Raw genomic sequence first — 16,107 nt, forward strand, 5'->3', positions numbered from 1 at the left:
CTCCCGGAAGCAGCGTCCCTGAGTGCCTTCGTCGCCGCGCTCGTCCTCCAGCGTCGGACGCGGCGGGAGTGCCCCCACACCAGGTCGTCCTTCCGCCGCGCGTGCAGGTAGCCAGGCACATCGAGCGGGCGCTGCCTGGACAGGTCCACACCGCCAGACAACCGACGCGGGGACCAGAGGCCATGCCCCTGAATCCACCCGGGCCCCGGCACCGGCAGGCGGGGAACCACGAGGGATGAATGGCGCGGAGCGTCCTGTTGCTCCGCCCAATCCATGACGCAACCCCCAACCGACTCCTTCGCCCCTGGCGGCTCCCCTGCCGCCTCGGGACTCAAGGGCCTGCTCGCCTCCCTCTGGCTGGCCGTGCGCGGCTCCACCGAGGACCTGGCCACCGGGCCCGTGGACCGCGCCTTCCTGCTGCTGTCCGTCCCCATGGTGCTGGAGATGGTGATGGAGTCCATCTTCGCCCTGGTGGCCGTGCTCTTCGTGTCCCGCCTGGGCGCGGACGCCATCGCCACCGTGGGCCTCACCGAGTCCGTGCTCACGCTCTTCCAGACCGTGCCGTTGGGGCTGTCCATCGGCGCCACCGCGCTCATCGCCCGCCGCATCGGCCAGAAGGACCCGGAGCGCGCCGCGAGCACCGCCGTGCAGGCCCTGGGACTGGGGCTGGCCCTGTCCGTGCCGCTGGCGCTCGCCGGCAGCCTCTTCGCGCGCCCGCTCCTCGTCGCGCTGGGCGCGGCTCCCGGCGTCGTGGAGCACGGCCTCGGGTACACGAGGCTGATGCTGGGCAGCTTCCCCATCATCATGCTGCTGTTCCTCATCAGCGCCATCCTGCGCGGCGCGGGGGACGCGGCCACCTCCATGCGCGCGCTGTGGCTGGCCAACTCCGTGAACATCGTGCTCGCGCCGCTGTTCATCTTCGGCCTGGGGCCCGTGCCCGCCATGGGCGTCACCGGCGCGGCGCTGGCCACCACCGTGGGCCGCTCCACCGGCGTGCTGTACCAGGTGTACCGCCTGCTCAAGGGCAGCGGACGTCTGGAGCTGCACCGCCGTCACCTGCGCGTGGAGCTGTCCACGCTGCGCTCGCTGCTCAAGCTGTCCGGCGGCGCCATCCTCCAGTCGCTGCTGGGCATGTCCAGCTGGCTCGTGCTGATGAGTATCGTGGCCACCTTCGGCAGCACGGCGCTCGCGGGCTACACGCTGGCCATGCGCATCCTGCTCTTCGCGCAGCAGCCGTCCTGGGGCCTGTCCCACGCGGCGGGCACGCTGGTGGGCCAGAGCCTGGGCGCGGGCGACACCGACCGGGCCGAACGCGCCGCGTGGCGCGCCAGCTTCTACACGCTCGGCTTCCTGGGCGTGGTGGCGGTGGGCTTCCTGGTGTTCGCCGAGCCCCTCATCCACCGCTTCACCTCCGACCCGGAAGTCGCCCTGCACGCCGCGCGCTGCCTGCGCATCGTCAGTTGCAGCCTCGTCCTCTACGCCTTCGTCACCGTGCTGCCCCACGCCTTCAACGGCGCGGGGGACACCACCACGCCCACCGTGGTGAACGCCCTCTTCTCCTGGGGCCTCCAGTTGCCCCTGGCGTATGTCCTCTGCCATCCGTTGGGCTGGGGCCCCACGGGCGTGTTCGTCGCCATCGCCGTCACCTACGGCGCGCTGGGCCTGACCAGCGCCGCCCTCTTCCGCAGGGGTGGGTGGAAGCTGCGGCACGTTTGATGCCGGACCGGCCCCCCGGCATTGGACAGTCGGCACTACCCGGGGGCTGAGTTGAAAGCGCTCGCCCATATGCCGACTTTCCCGGGACTCTCGCAGCGTGTGGGTCCCCGGAGCGCCCGGGACACCGGAGGCGCCCGACACCCCGGAGCGCCCCCGGACGCACCGCCGCGAGTCCCAGGGTGCAACGGTTGGTGAGGGGCGTTACACATGGCGGGCAACGAGCGACTGGGAGTGGCGATTGTAGGCGTGGGCGGAGCGGTGGCGACCACTGCGGTTGCGGGCATGGAGCTGCTGCGCCGGGGGCTCGTGGACACGCGAGGGCTGCCGCTGGCGAACGTGAAGGGCATGGAGCTGGCGGAGTACGACTCGCTGACGTTCGGCGGTTGGGACCTGTTCGAGGAGGACCTGGCGAAGGCGGCGCGCAACCACGCGGTGCTGACGGAGGCCCAGCTGGCGGCCGTGACGCCCACGATGGAGCGCATGCGCCCCTGGGCCGCGGCCTCCAACGCGAAGTTCTGCAAGAACATCGTCGACACGGCGACGAAGAAGGCCCGCTCCCTGCGTGAGCAGGTGCAGGCCATCCGCGACGACCTCACCCGCTTCAAGAAGGACGAGAAGCTGGACCGCGTGGTGGTGGTGAACCTGGCCTCCACGGAGAAGAGCGTGGACCTCACCCGGCCGGAGTTCGCCACGCCAGAGTCCTTCGAGAAGGCCCTGGACGCGAATGACGCGGACATCGGGCCCGCGATGCTCTACGCGTACGCGGCCATCGTGGACGGCGTGCCGTTCGCCAACTTCACGCCCAGCGTCGCCGCGGACGTGCCCGCGCTCCTCGCGCTCGCGAAGCGCACCGGCGCGCCGCTCGCCGGCAAGGATGGCAAGACGGGGCAGACGCTGCTCAAGACGGTGCTCGCCCCCGCGCTGAGAGACCGCGCGCTGCACGTGGAGGGCTGGTACTCCACCAACATCCTGGGCAACCGCGACGGCGAGGCGCTCAACGACCCGGCGTCGAAGCAGAACAAGCTCGACACCAAGGGCGCGGCCCTGGACAGCATCCTTGGCTACAAGGTCCAGGACCACATCGTCCAGATTCAGTACTACCGCCCGCGCGGGGACAACAAGGAGGCCTGGGACAACATCGACGTCACCGGCTTCCTCGGGCAGCCCATGCAGATCAAGCTCAACTTCCTCTGCAGGGACTCCATCCTCGCCGCTCCGCTCGTCGTGGAGCTGGCGCGCACGCTGGACCTGGCCAAGCGCCGCGGCGAGGGCGGCGTCATCGACGCGCTGGGGTGTTTCTTCAAGGCCCCCATGTCGCCGGACGGCCAGCCCGTGGAACACGCCATGGCCGAACAGCAGCGAAATCTGATGACGTGGCTGTCCAAGGGCCGCGTGCCGCGCGCGGAGCACACCCCGGAACGCGTCAGGGGCTGACACCACCATGACCGCACCCGCGCGTGACACGGCGGCGGCCCCGAGCCGCCTGGCGAAGCTCCGTCCACTCTTGTCGGAGCTGATGGACCTCAAGCGCATCCGCACTCCGGACCATCCGGAGGGCCTGGCGGCCCACGGCTTCCGTCGCGCGTGGGCGGCCCTGGCGGCCGGCGTGGACCCCGGCACCGTGGCGCTCCAGGAGACGGCGCGCGCGGTGGCGGCGGTGCGGCTCGGCGGCCTGGACGCGGACATCCTCCAGCGGGCGGGGCTGTCCCCGCTGGACGCGACGCGGGTGCTGCGCCGGGGCCTGGACGCGGTGGCGGGTCCGCTGGGCCCAGGCCTGCGGGAGCAGCTGTCCCTGGCGCTGATGCCCTCCTCCGAGGCAGTCCACGGCCCGCCGCCCGCGTTCGTGGAGCGGCTGGTGCACCAACCTCGCGCCGGGGCCACGTCCCCCGGCCGGGCACGCCTCCTCGTGCCACCGATGGAGAGCCATGCCGACCACTGCTACGCGGTGGCGGTGGGGGCGGTGCTCGTGTCCCCCCGCTTCGGCGCGGCCCCTACCCTGCCCTTCCTGGCGGGCCTGTCGCATCACCTCTTCAACGCGGCGCTGCCGGACGCGGGCTACAGCGGCGAAGCGCTGCTGGGGGACCTGCTGGAGCCCCTGATGAAGCGCCTCACGGAGGCTGCCCTGACGAAGCTCTCGCCCCGGCTCTCCGAAGCCGTGCGCCAGGCGCTGACGCTCACCGGCAACGTGGATTCGGCGGAGGCGCGCGCCTTCAACGCCGCGGACACGCTGGACCGGGTGCTGGAGCTGGAGGCCCACGCTCGCGCGGCGGCCTTCACGTTGCGCCAGGCGATGGAGGACCTGGAGCTCATCCACCCCGGCCCGCTGTGGGCCTTCGGCAACGACGTCCTTCGCGAAGCAGCGGTGTGGCCATGAGAGTTCCGCCGAAGGAATCCGCCGCGCCGCCGCCGCATCCGCGCCATCCCCTCACGGGCCTGCCCCTGACCCAGGTGTCGCCCGAGCTCTGGTCGGATGGAACCACCCGCTGGCCCGTCGTGGACGGCATCCCCTTCTTGCGCGCCGGCCGCGAAGCCTTGCGCGAAGCCGTGGTGACCGCGCTGGAGCAGGGCGACCGGCGTCACGCGCGGGCCCTGCTGCTGCGGGACCAGGACGACCATGCGCGCATCCCGCCCCCTTCCCTCGCCGCCACCGCCTCCGTCGTGGCGGGCGTCGAGTCGGGGGCGCTGGGGCTTCGCGACGCCATGGAGCAACTGAGCTTCGGGCCGGTGGCCCCCTACTTCGCGCACCGGCAGTCCGCGCCCACCTTCCTGAGCGCGCTGGGTCTCTTGGAGCAGCACTGGGACGCGCCGCCCTGGGTGGTGGAGCTGGCCTGTGGCCTCGGGCAGGTGCTGCGCGAGGTGTCCCTCCGGGGCACCCCCGTCGTGGGCGTGGACGTGGTGTTCGCCAAGCTGTGGCTGGCGCGTCACTTCGTCGTGCCGGAGGCCGTGCTCCTCTGCGCGGACGCAGCCGCGGACCTGCCCATCGCGCCGCTCGAGGGCGCCACCGTGCTGTGTCACGACGCGCTCTACTTCCTGTCGGACAAGGCCCGCGCGCTGTCGGAGCTGCGCCGCGTGGCGGGGCCTTCCGGCCGCGTGCTCGTGGGCCATGCCCACAACCGGCTGGTCGACCAACGGGGCGTGGGCGGCACGCCGCTGAGCCCCACCGAATACGCGGCGCTGATGCCCGGGGCCGCCTGCTACGACGACGCCGCCTTCGTCACCCGCTTCCTCGAAGGCGGCACCGTGCCTGCTTCCCCGCTGGCGGAGCTGGAGGGCGCGGAGGGCTTGAGCTTCGCGTGGCCCGCGGCGCCGGGCCGGAGGTCCATCGACTTCGGCGTGGCCGTGCCCGGCGCAATGCTGCGCCCCAATCCGCTGCTGGAGGAGCACGACGGCCGCGTGCGCCCCGCCTGGCCCACGCCGTCCCTGGCCGCGGAGTACGCGAGCGCCCACTACCTGCGGGGAGACGCGCCCGGAGACACGGCCCTGCTGCGGCGGGCCGCCACCAGCGCGACGCCCGAGCAGCGCGACGCGCTCGTGAGGCGGCGGTGGCTCTTGAACCTTCCTGAGAGGTGGTGACATGTCCGGGGCGAAGCCAGGGGCCCACACGCTGGGCTGGGCGGTGGTGGGGTGCGGTCTGGTGGCGCGGGACTACGTCATCCCGGCGCTCCAGGGTGCGAGCAACGCGCGGCTGGTGGCGCTGTGCGACTCGGACGCGGAGGCGCTGATGCGCATCCAGGCGGACGACGCCGTCCGGCACACCGAGCTGGGAGCGGCGCTGGCGGACCGGAACGTGGAGGCCGTCTACATCGCCACGCCCAACCACCTGCACGCCGCGATGACGGAGGCCTGCGCGGCGGCGGGCAAGCACGTGCTGTGCGAGAAGCCCATGGCCATCACGGCCCAGGACGGGCTGCGCATGGTGTCCGCGTGTCAGCGCGCGGGCGTGCACTACGCCACCGCGTTCGACCAGCGCCACCACGCGGCGCACCGCAAGCTGCGCACGCTGGTGAAGGAGGGCGCGCTGGGCACCATCACCCAGGCGCGCATCCACTACGCATGCTGGCTGCCCGCGGACTGGGCTCCGAGCAACTGGCGCATCGACCCGGAGCAGGCCGGCGGCGGCGCGATGATCGACCTGGCGCCCCACGGGCTGGACCTGCTGGAGGTGCTGCTGGGGGACGAATGGCGGTCGCTCACCGCGATGACGCAGCGGCGCGTGCACGACTACCCGGTGGACGACGGCGCGGTGCTGATGGGCCAGTTCCGCGGCGGCACGCTGGGGCTCCTCCAGGTGGCCTACAACTGCCCGGACGCGTACCCCCGGCGCACGCTGGAGCTCATCGGCACCCGCGCGCGCGCGCTGGCGTACAAGACAATGGGGCAGACGCCTGGCGGCACGGTGTCGCTCACCGACGCGAGGACGGGTGAGGAGACGTGGCTCCACCTGTCCCCGGACGAGGACCGGAGCCCCTTCCTCCATCAGGTGGAAGCCTTCTCCGCGTGCGTGCTGGACGGCCGTCCGCAGCCCTTCGCCCCGGAGCGCGACGTGCGCCTCGTGGGGCTCCTGTCGCAGGCGCTCCACTCGGGGAAGGCGTTTCCACCATGTCACTGACACGCTACGCCTGCACCCACTGCGGCACCTGGCAGCCGGGGTTCCCGCGCGAGCAGCCCACGGGCTGCCCCACCTGCCTGGACGTGCGCAACGCACTGCCGCGCGACGGCTGGGAGTTCCAGACGGTGGGCCAGGTGTCGGAGCGCCTGAGCACGCGCTGGGAGGAGACGCTGCCCGGCATCTGGGGCTTCACCTGCACGCCCAGCTTCGGCCTGGGCTCCACGGGGTGGCTCCTGCGCGGCCCCGAAGGCAACGTCGCGTTCGAGGGCGCGCCCTGGTACTCGCGGCCGGCGCTGGAGTCCCTGGAGGCGATGGGTGGCATCCAGGTGCTGTCCGCGTCGCACCCGCACGGCTTCGGGGCGCTGTGGCAGTTGCAGGAGCGCTTCGACCCGCTGCTCGTCCTGCACCGGGACGCGGTCCAGTACAGCAAGTCCTTCCAGGTGCGCTGGCCGGTGGATGACGAGCACACCCTGGCGCCGGGCCTGACGCTGCACTGCGTGGCGGGGCACTACGAAGGCCAGATGGTGCTGTACGACGCGCGCACCCGCTCGCTGTTCTGCGGCGACGCGCTGAAGGTGGAGCTGGACGCGCGCGGCCGACCCACCGCGCTGTCGTGTCACAAGGGCTTCCACTACGCGATTCCGCTGAGCCACGCGGAGCTGCGCCGCTACCGCGCGGTGCTCGAGCAGCTCCCGTTCGAGAATGTCTTCACACCGTTTGAGTTCGCGCGCGGCGTCACCCGCGAGCACGCGCTGGCGCTGTTCGACCGGCTGCTCTCGGGCATGCCTCACACCCGTCCCGTTCCGTTGGAGGAGCTGTCATGAGCCTGACTGAAGCCCTGAATGCCTACTTCCGTGTCATGCCTCCGGGAACATTCCCCATCTTCCGCGTGGATCCACTGGACCGGCTGGGCGTGCCGGTGGTCTCCGCGAGCCTGCGGGTGGGAGACAGGCCCGGCGACATCCTTCACGGCACTGGCTACGGCGCCACCGAGGAAGAGGCGCGCGTCGGGGCCCTGGGCGAGCTCACCGAGGAGGTCTGCGCTGACGAGGCCCTGCCGCGCATGCCCCGCGTGCACGGCACCTACGCGGAGCTGGTGACCACCTTTGGCGACGCGGCGGTGGCGGATCCGCTCACCCTGGGACTGCCCGCGGGCAGTCCCTACCGGCCCGACATGCCGCTCGTCTGGGGGGAGATGAAGCGGCTCTCCACTGGCGAGAAGGTGCTGGTGCCAGAGGAGTTCATCGCCGTCCGGCACGGGCACCTGCGGGGGAAGACACCGCTCGTCAAGCCGTTGACCAACGGGCTGGGCGCGGGACGGACGCGGCAGCAGGCGCTGGCGCACGGCCTGCTGGAGTTGCTGCAACGCGACGGCAACGGGCTCCAGTTCCGCGCCATGGACCAGGGCGTGGTGCTGGACCTGGAGGGCGCGGCGCTGACGCCGGATGTGCGAGAGCTGCTGGAGCGCTACCAGCGCGCGGGCGTGGAGGTGATGGCGAAGCTCGCGAGCACCGACTTCGGCCTCGTGAATGTCTACGTGGTGGGCCGCGACCTGTCCGTGGACAACCAGCCGCTGATGGTGACCGCCTGCGGCGAGGCGGCCGACCCGGACCGGGACAGGGCGCTGCGCAAGGCGCTGCTGGAGTTCGCGAGCTCCCGGTCGCGCAAGGTCCTCTCGCACGGCCCGCTGAGCGAAGTGGCTCGCGTCGCGCCCAGGGAATACATGGAGCGGTTCGTCCCCCTGGTGGACGTGGCCTCCGAGGAGCCCCGCGCGCTGCAGGCCATGGCGGAGTGGGCCCAGTTGCCGGCCCCGGTGCTGCGCGAGCTCACGGCGAGCACGTTGCTGCGTCGGCGCACCCAGCGCTTCGAGGACCTGCCCCGGGTGCCGGGGATGGAGGACCCAGCTCCGCGGTGCGAGCACGTGGTGCGGCGGCTTCATGCGGCGGGCTTCGACATCCTCGTCGCGGACCTGTCCCCTCCGGACCACCCGGTGCACGTGGTGAAGGTGCTGGTGCCGGGGCTGGAGGTCGAGACGATGACGTACAGCCGCCTGGGCGAGCGCAACGCGGCGCGGCTGATGGAGCGCAAGGACCCGCTGGTGGGGATGGGCGCGCCGCCGCCGGGCGCGCTGCCGGTGCGGCTGACGCCGGAGGCCGAGGAGCGACTGGGGGGGCCGGTCTGGTTCAACGCGCGGCTGGCGGAGGCGCGCGTGGGGCGGCTGTACGCGCTCTACCGCGAGCCGTCCCGCCACGCGGTGCCGGCGGTGCTCGCGAGCCGTCGCTTCGGGGGGCAATGAGCCATGGCGCTGCGCTTCGCATACAACACCAACGGCGTGTCCAACCACCGCTTCGAGGACGCGCTGCGCCTCATCGCGGACAGCGGCTACGAAGGCGTGGCGTTGACGTTGGACCACCACCACTTCGACCCGTTCGCGCCGGACTTCGAGCAGCGGAGCGGACAGCTGGCCGCGCTGCTGGAGCGGCTGGGGCTGGGGCTGGTGGTGGAGACAGGGGCGCGCTTCCTGCTGGACCCGCGGCGCAAGCATGAACCCACGCTCGTCACGCCGGACGCCGCGGGCCGGGCGCGGCGCCTGGAGTTCCTGAAGCGCGCGGTGGACGTGTGCGCGACGTGCCGGGGCGAAGCGGTGTCCTTCTGGGCGGGGGTGCCCCGCGCCGAGGTGACGGAGGAGGCCGCCTGGCCGTGGCTGGTGGACGGGGTGGCCCGGCTGTCGGAGTACGCGGCGGCGCGCGGGGTGGTGCTGGCGGTGGAGCCGGAGCCGGGGATGCTGGTGGAGACGGTGGACGACTGGTGCCGGTTGCAGGCGCGGGTGACGGCGGCGGGCGCGCCCCCGGTGCGGCTGGCCCTGGACGTGGGGCACCTGCTGGTGACCGGTGAGCGGGTGCCGGCGGAGGCGGTGCGAGAGTTCGCGCCGGTGCTGGGCACGGTGGCGTTGGAGGACATGAAGCGCGGCGTGCATGAGCACCTGCCGTTTGGCGAGGGGGACGTGGACGTGCCGTCGGTGCTGCGGGAGCTGGCGCGCGCGGGCTACGACCGGCTGGTGTGCGTGGAGTTGTCCAGGGATGCGCACCGGGCGCACGAGCTGGTGCCCAGGGCTCTGGAATGGTTGAGGGCGCGCCTGCCGACGGGCGCGGAGGTGGCGGCGTGAACGACGTGAACCGGCTGCGGATCTGCTTCATCTCCCGGCGCTTCTTCCCAGCGATATCGGGGATGAGTGTCTATGCACTCAACCTGGTGCGGGAGCTGGTCGCGTGCGGGCATGACGTGACGATGGTGAGCCAATACCGCAACGACGCCGCGGGCATGGCGGTGTACGGGGGCGGGCCGCCGCCGGGGATTCCGGGCGCGCACGTCCTGGGGCGCGAATCCCGGGGCGAGCAGCGCATCAACCAGGGTCAGCCCGCGAGCTTCGAGCAGGACGTGGAGGACCTGGTGGACACGGTGATTGGCGAGCACCGGCGCCGGCCCTTCGACTTCATCCACGCGCAGTATGGCTATCCCTGTGGCCTGGCGGCGCTGGAGGCTTCGCGGCGTCTGGGACTGCCCAACGTCGTCTCCATCCAGGGCGGTGACGGGCACTGGGTGGGGACGTGCTGTGAGACGCACAAGCAGGCGATGCTCGCGGTGCTGGGCCACTCGGGGGCGCTGCTGATTGGCAGCCGGTCCTTCGCGGAGGAGGTGCAGGGGCACCATGGGACGCCGCTGGAGCGGTTCACCATCGTGCCGGGCGCCACGGACACGCAGCGCTTCCATCCGCGGAGCGAGTCGAGGCTGGGGGAGCTTCGGGACGTGCCGGTGTGGCTGTACCACGGCCGGGTGGACGCGCGGAAAGGCGTGATGGAGCTGCTGGACGCGGCGAAGCGGCTGGTGGCGGAGGGGCGCAGGTTCCGGTTGCGCGTGTCTGGGATTGGGCCGGACGTGGAGGCGGTGCGCGCGCGCGTGGAGGCGGAGGGGCTTCAGGGCACGGTGGAGCTGACGGGGATGTCCACCTACTCGGAGGCGCCGGACCTGTACCGGGGTGGGGACCTGTTCGTGTCGCCCACGTATTCGGAAGGGTTCTCCAACACGCTGCTGGAGGCGATGGCGTCCGGGTTGCCCATCGTGTCGACGAAGGCGGTGGGGGTGGTGGACTGCCTGGAGGACGGGCGGGACGGACTGTTGGTGCCGCCGAAGGACAGCGTCGCGCTGGCGGTGGCCATGGGGCGGCTGATGGACGACGCGCCGCTGCGAGAGCGGCTGGCGACGACGGCGCTGCGCGAGGTGCGGGAGCTGTACTCGTGGCGGGCGGTGGGGCGGCGAATCCAGGGGGTGTACGCGGAGCTGACGGGCACGCGGCCGGACACGCGGTGGACGCGCCTGTACGACCCGGCGACGACGGAGCAGAGCGCGGACCCCACGTGCAGGTTCCGGGCGGCGCCGCATCTCTTATGAGCACGGCCCTCTTCGTGTCGCCGCACCTGGACGACGTGGCCTTCTCGTGTGGGGGGACGCTGGCGGCCTTGAAGGCGAAGGGGTGGACGGTGGCGCTCATCACCGTCTTCACGCGGTCGGTACCGGAGCCCAAGGGCTTCGCGCTGCGATGCCAGACAGCAAAGGGATTGGGGCCGGAGGTGGACTACATGGCCCTCCGGCGCGAGGAGGACCGGGCGTTCGCGAAGCGGCTGGGCGTAGACGTCCTGGCCTGGGGGGACCTGGAGGAGGCGCCGCACCGGGGCTACGCGAGCGCGGAAGCGCTGTTCCAGCCCCCGCGAGCGGATGACGCCATCGAAGCGGAGGTGGCGCGGTATCTGATGCCGGTGTTGTGGGAGCTGAAGCCGGACCGGGTCTTCGTGCCGCAGGCGCTGGGAAGCCACGTGGACCACGTGCAGGTGGTGCGGGCGGTGCAGGGGTTGGGCCTTCCGTCGAACCGCGTCTGGTATTACCGGGACACGCCCTACGCCGCGCGCCAGCCGGACGCGAAGCCAGACGCCGCGCTGCCGCGGGAGCTGCGGCCCCTGGCGGTGGACATCACGGAGCACCTGACGAGGAAGGTGGAGGGCTGTCTCTGCTACGGGACCCAGTTGGGCTTCCAGTTCGGAGGCGAGGAGGGCGTGGCACGGATGCTCAATGCCTTCCACCACCGGGAGGCGGAGGCCCACGGGCGGACGGGAGCCGCGGAGGTCTTCCTGACGGAGGGCGTCAGCTGAGCGGCCGCGGGGGTGCGGCAGGCCTGCGTCGTTCAGCAGTGCGTCAAAGCGAGTGAGCAAGGCGCGCGACGCCCTCGAGTTCCTGTGTCGGCGAAGCGGGGGCGGAAACACCAAGGACACTGCGCGGCCTCGATGCTCGAGTTCCGGCCCTCCGCCCGCTCGAACATCCGAGGTTTCGACGAGGTGGCGTCAGCAGCGTTCAGCGCCCTGCGCCTCCTGACGGAACATCTCCAACTTTTCTCCTGCTCCCTGAAATGCCGCTCATTTCGTGAGGCATGGAAGTTTCACGAATCCTGGGTATCCGTCACGGCAAGGCACGGCGAGCTCTTACAGCGGGCCTCTACCCTCAACACCTCCAACAGACCGGTTGAAGACCAGGGGAGGCTCTTGGGCGACACCGCGGCCGTGGCCGCGATGCTGGACCGCCTGCTGCACCATGCTCACGTCGTCCAGTTCGGTCCCGTAGCTGGCGCACCAAGGGTGCCACGGAGTTGCGAACTTCCGAGTCCGCGGGGTAAGAATCCTCCTGTTTGGGTCCTCTTCCTTTGGCCGGTTTTCACGTGACCATCGAGGCCGTGATGGCCAGTGCGTCACATCTCCGGCTTCGACCCCCGCGCTCCCCCACGGAAGGATACTCCTCGTGAATCAACGCCCGACTCGATTTGCCAGACAGCTCATGTTTGTTGCATGGGGGCTGGCCATGGCGTGCGACGCGCCTGTTCCCAGCGAGCCGTCGCTGACGGATGCCCCAGCGTCCAGAACGGATGGTCTGTATGTCCAGAATGGTGTGACGCTCTGGACCGCCAACGGGAACGTGGTTCCCGTCTGTTGGAGTACTCCGGGGGCCATCGACCAGAAGGCGGTCGTTCGCAATGCCATCCGAAACACCTGGGAACGCTACGCCAACATCCAGTTCACCGAGTTCGTCGACTGTCCGGCACCATCAACCAATCCGCCGAGCACCCAGCGGTACGTGCGAGCGCGCCTCGACCTCGATTCGAACGAACCATGGAGTGCCGGTGGAGGTTCGGCCCTGATGGGGATGGGTGCATTCCATGACCAATTCCAGGGTTTCAGCTGGGGGATCATCATCGGGACGCAAGGCGCACAGAGCAGATTGGAGCACCTTGGGGTTCACGAGTTCGGACACACCCTCGGGTTTGCTCACGAGATGGATCGTGACGACAACCCCGGACGTCTTCCGAATGGCACAGACCCTGAGTGCGGCTCAGGTGCCCCTGGGCCAGGGACGTACCTGACGGATTACGATCGGGATTCGATCATGAACTACTGCAACCTCTCCGGGAACTACTCAGGGCGTATCAGTCGCCTGGATATCGAGGGCGCGCAAGCCGCCTATGGGCCTTCTTCCTGGTATCAGGGGATGAGGAGCCGGTTGCTTCCGCTCGTGGACGTCAATGGAGACAACCGTCCTGATGCCGTCTACTTGCGCGACAATCAAGGCGCGTTGGTGATCTACCTCAATAAGTCCCTGCATCAATACGCAGTGGGATCGCAGTGGGCCAGCGTCATGCCCGCGGGCTCGGGGGCCGTGGCATGGTTGACCGGTGACGCCAACCTTGATGGCAAGACCGATATCATGCAGCTCTGGAACGACAACGGGCAGCTCGGGTTGATTCTCTGGGGCTCGACTGGCTCCGGGTACGCGTCGGTGAATCCGACTTCTCTCCTGGGGTCGACTCAGGCGCTGAAGTACCTTGCCGTTGACGTCAACAATGATGGCCGAACGGATATCGCCGAACTGGGGGCTCAGCCAAACGGGAAGCTCAAGATCACGGTACACTCCGCGACATCCAACAACGTTTATCAGACGGTTTCGGCAACAGAGACGACAGCGGGTCATGGGGCCGTCGACTGGCTGACGGGCGACGTCGATGCTGATGGCCAAACTGATATCTTTCAGATCTGGAACAATGCTGGCACCGTCGGCATCATCGTCCACAAGGCCGATGGCACGGGGTACGTCAACGGTTGGGCCACCCTGCCTGGTGTAACGGGTCCGGTTGCCAATTCGAGGTTCTTCGTCATCGATGTCGATGCTGATGGTCGGAGTGATGTGATTCAGGCACGGAATAGTGGTGGTTTCGTCGAACTGAGTCTCTTCAAGAATGATTTGACCAGCACTGGGCAGACGCAATTCATCACGACCTGGCTTTCGCTCACGAGCGTCCGCTGGAGCGCGGTGGACTGGCTGGTGGGAGATACCAACCTCGATGGAGTGCCAGATCTGATGCAGCTCTGGAGTGATGGCGGCCGCTTGCGTGTCACGCTCTGGCGTTGGAATGGATCCGCCATGGTGAATGCGGGCGTGACCTCCACGGGTATCTCGACGCCGACGGCGGCCCTGTCGTTTCACGCGAGAGATGTGGATTTGGACGGGCGAGCGGACATCGTGCAAGTGCAGGACGATGCTCGGGGCAATGCCTTCGTGAACGTCCACCTCTACAACAGCTCGAACGCGTTCGTGACCTCTGTCGTCCAGTCCGGACTCGGGAGCCTGTAGTCCACTGGCTGTGCCAGGCGGACCTGGTGGCGTGATGCTGCCTCTCCGCCTGGTTCTACAGAGGCGCCTTCACCTTACTTCGCCCCGCCGTCCGCCGCGTCGACCCGCGTGTCCTGGGCAATCCAGTTCACCTCCCAGGTCTTGCCGCCGTCGTCCGAGAAGGACTGCTCGAAGCGGACTGAAGCAGGCGTCACGTTCGAGATGACGAAGCGCACCAGGATGGCGCGCCCGTCGAGCCGCTCCTGGGCGTAGAACTCACCGCGTCCGTCCTTGAACTCGCCCACGGTCGGCACGGCGAGGGTGCCATCGCGGCTGCTCGCGAAGTGCAGGCTCCACTGGCGCGTCCGCGGATTGTACAGGCGCAGATTGAGGCCCTCGAAGCGCCCACCCTCCCCTTCGGCCACGAGCTCCACGAGGTTGCCGCGGCCGTTCCACACCTTGCGCACGACAGTGGTCCCCTTCATCTCCACCCAGGTGTTCGAGCCCGTCAGCGGACGCAGGCGCCGCTTCAGCTGCGTGCGCCAGGTGCCGATCTCGAAGTCGAAGTCGCGCTGGCCATCGCGCTGGGCAGGCACAGAGGCCGCGCGCTCCTGGGCAAGCCCCGGGAACGGGGACAACACGAGGGCGGGCAAGCAGGCGAAGAACAGCGGCCGGAGCAGGTGGAGGGGGTTCATGCACGCGAAGCTAGAGGCGTGCGCGCCGCCCCGCTGTCAGGAACCTGCTCGGACCTGATGCAGCTCCGCACGCAGGCGCGCGGGGCTCTTCCCCAGCACCTGGCGCACGCTCTGCGAGAGGTGGCTGTGGTGCGAGAAGCCCAGCTCCAGCGCGAGCCGCGCGAGGTCCCGCTCGCCCTCCGCGAGCCGCTGCAGCGCCGTGAGCACCCGCAGCTGGCGGCGGTAGGCGCGCAGGGACAGCCCCGTCTCCGCCTGGAAGAGGCGCATGAGGTGGAAGGGCGAACAGCGGGCCTCCTTCGCCACGGTGTCGAGAGAGAGGTTCGCCGCGAGCTGGGCCGCGAGCAGCGCGCGCACGCGGCCGACCGTGCGGCGTCGTGCGCCCCGGTCTCCGCGCGCGGGGGCCTCCGCGCGCTGCCTGTCCGAAGCGACCACCTCGAGCAGCGCGAACACCGTCTCCTCACGCGAGAGCCGGTCTCCGCCCGGGTCGCGCAGCGCGGCACACACGCGCGCGTGACGCAGGTGCACCTCGGCGCTCAGCCCCAGCTCCGGATGGTCCGGGCCACGCCGGCCCCACAGCTCGTCGAAGAGCTCCGGTGCGAGCTTGATGACCGTCGCGTCGTCTCCCTCCGCGCCCGGATGGCCGACCCGGTAGTCCACGCGCGGGTGGTGCAGCAGCGCGGTGCAGGGGTCGGCGACGAAGCGCCGCGGCCCCCGGTGGTAGCTGAAGCAGCCGCGGCGCAGCAGCACCAGGTGCCCCGGGTCCCCGCCCCGCTCCTCCGCGGGCCCCGCGCGCGGATGCCGACAGCGCGAGTCGAGCACGCGGAACTGCTCGGACTCGAGGAGGGTCAGCAGTTGGGCCATGGGACTCCAGCATATGCCAGCGTTCGCGGTTGCCGCGCATCCCCGCGCGGAGCCCTCCATGGGCCGTCAGGGCAACAACTGCGCCGCCGCGGCCTCCCGGTGCGCCGGCTGACCTGTGGTCAGGGCATAGAGGGCGTAGGCAATGGGCGTGGCCGCGATCAGCTCCAGGCAGTGGTCGCCCAGCCGGTCCCAGACCCGCCCGCCGGCCTTCACGTAGGCGTCGACGGTGGCCTCGAAAACGGCGTCCACGCCGAGCATCTTCTGGAACACGAAGTCGCGGGCGGGGTCTCCGACCTTGGCGGTGGTCCAATCGAGCACTCCGGTGAGGGTGTCGTCGGGGGCCAGCAGGACGTGGGCGGGGTACAGCTCACCATGCGTCAGCGTGACGTGTCGGGGCCAGTAGGAGTCATCACCCAGCCAGTTCTCCCAGCGACGGCTGAGCGCCTCGGCAACGTCGAACTCGTTCCGGACCCGGGCAATGTCGGAGGCCCAGCCGGTACGAACCTGGTCGGGCGTCTC

At 70.3% G+C, this 16,107-nt stretch carries 15 protein-coding genes; 12 read left to right on the forward strand and 3 right to left on the reverse strand.

Features of this window, described 5'->3' with window-relative positions; genetic code table 11:
• Positions 1–273 precede the first annotated feature (273 nt).
• The 12 genes from ACN469_RS20385 (at position 274) to ACN469_RS20440 (ending at position 14,053) form a co-directional block, all read left to right on the forward strand.
• Positions 274–1,716 (forward strand): MATE family efflux transporter, encoded by a 1,443-nt coding sequence (locus ACN469_RS20385; RefSeq protein ID WP_498770358.1) that lies wholly within the window; start codon positions 274–276, stop codon positions 1,714–1,716.
• 207 nt (positions 1,717–1,923) lie between these two features.
• A complete protein-coding gene (locus ACN469_RS20390; RefSeq protein ID WP_498770360.1) occupies positions 1,924–3,150 on the forward strand; it encodes an inositol-3-phosphate synthase in 1,227 nt (408 codons plus the stop codon).
• 7 nt (positions 3,151–3,157) lie between these two features.
• Positions 3,158–4,090 carry an HD domain-containing protein gene (locus ACN469_RS20395; protein ID WP_498770362.1) on the forward strand — a complete coding sequence of 311 codons (933 nt, stop codon included), beginning with the start codon at positions 3,158–3,160 and terminating at the stop codon, positions 4,088–4,090.
• The gene (locus tag ACN469_RS20400) at positions 4,087–5,289 is read left to right on the forward strand and encodes a class I SAM-dependent methyltransferase (RefSeq protein WP_498770364.1); all 1,203 of its coding nucleotides are present in this window, start codon (positions 4,087–4,089) and stop codon (positions 5,287–5,289) included. Before ACN469_RS20395 ends, ACN469_RS20400 begins: the two co-directional genes overlap by 4 nt.
• Position 5,290: 1 nt before the next feature.
• Entirely contained in the window at positions 5,291–6,325 is a 1,035-nt protein-coding gene (locus ACN469_RS20405; RefSeq protein WP_498770366.1) for a Gfo/Idh/MocA family protein, read from the forward strand.
• Complete coding sequence (locus ACN469_RS20410) at positions 6,316–7,149, forward strand: MBL fold metallo-hydrolase (RefSeq protein ID WP_498770368.1); 834 nt, start codon at positions 6,316–6,318, stop codon at positions 7,147–7,149. The genes ACN469_RS20405 and ACN469_RS20410 overlap by 10 nt, the downstream gene beginning before the upstream one ends.
• Positions 7,146–8,621 (forward strand): YcaO-like family protein, encoded by a 1,476-nt coding sequence (locus ACN469_RS20415; protein ID WP_498770370.1) that lies wholly within the window; start codon positions 7,146–7,148, stop codon positions 8,619–8,621. Before ACN469_RS20410 ends, ACN469_RS20415 begins: the two co-directional genes overlap by 4 nt.
• Positions 8,622–8,624: 3 nt before the next feature.
• Positions 8,625–9,491 carry a sugar phosphate isomerase/epimerase family protein gene (locus ACN469_RS20420; RefSeq protein WP_498770372.1) on the forward strand — a complete coding sequence of 289 codons (867 nt, stop codon included), beginning with the start codon at positions 8,625–8,627 and terminating at the stop codon, positions 9,489–9,491.
• Complete coding sequence (locus ACN469_RS20425) at positions 9,488–10,774, forward strand: glycosyltransferase family 4 protein (protein ID WP_498770374.1); 1,287 nt, start codon at positions 9,488–9,490, stop codon at positions 10,772–10,774. The genes ACN469_RS20420 and ACN469_RS20425 overlap by 4 nt, the downstream gene beginning before the upstream one ends.
• Entirely contained in the window at positions 10,771–11,529 is a 759-nt protein-coding gene (locus ACN469_RS20430) for a PIG-L deacetylase family protein (RefSeq protein ID WP_498770376.1), read from the forward strand. The genes ACN469_RS20425 and ACN469_RS20430 overlap by 4 nt, the downstream gene beginning before the upstream one ends.
• Positions 11,530–11,661: 132 nt before the next feature.
• Positions 11,662–12,093 carry an ATP-binding protein gene (locus ACN469_RS20435; RefSeq protein ID WP_498770377.1) on the forward strand — a complete coding sequence of 144 codons (432 nt, stop codon included), beginning with the start codon at positions 11,662–11,664 and terminating at the stop codon, positions 12,091–12,093.
• A 76-nt stretch (positions 12,094–12,169) separates the two neighbouring features.
• A complete protein-coding gene (locus tag ACN469_RS20440) occupies positions 12,170–14,053 on the forward strand; it encodes an FG-GAP-like repeat-containing protein (RefSeq protein WP_498770379.1) in 1,884 nt (627 codons plus the stop codon).
• 74 nt (positions 14,054–14,127) lie between these two features.
• Here the strand turns inward: ACN469_RS20440 and ACN469_RS20445 are convergent, their stop codons facing one another.
• The 3 genes from ACN469_RS20445 to ACN469_RS20455 all read right to left on the reverse strand — a co-directional run.
• Entirely contained in the window at positions 14,128–14,727 is a 600-nt protein-coding gene (locus tag ACN469_RS20445; protein ID WP_498770381.1) for a hypothetical protein, read from the reverse strand.
• A gap of 36 nt (positions 14,728–14,763) precedes the next feature.
• Entirely contained in the window at positions 14,764–15,588 is an 825-nt protein-coding gene (locus ACN469_RS20450) for a helix-turn-helix transcriptional regulator (protein WP_498770383.1), read from the reverse strand.
• 66 nt (positions 15,589–15,654) lie between these two features.
• Positions 15,655–16,107 (reverse strand): phosphotransferase (locus ACN469_RS20455; RefSeq protein ID WP_498770385.1); only part of this gene is annotated, 453 nt, incomplete at its 5' end.

The sequence above is a fragment of the Corallococcus terminator genome (assembly GCF_049194865.1).
Taxonomy (GTDB): domain Bacteria; phylum Myxococcota; class Myxococcia; order Myxococcales; family Myxococcaceae; genus Myxococcus; species Myxococcus terminator_A.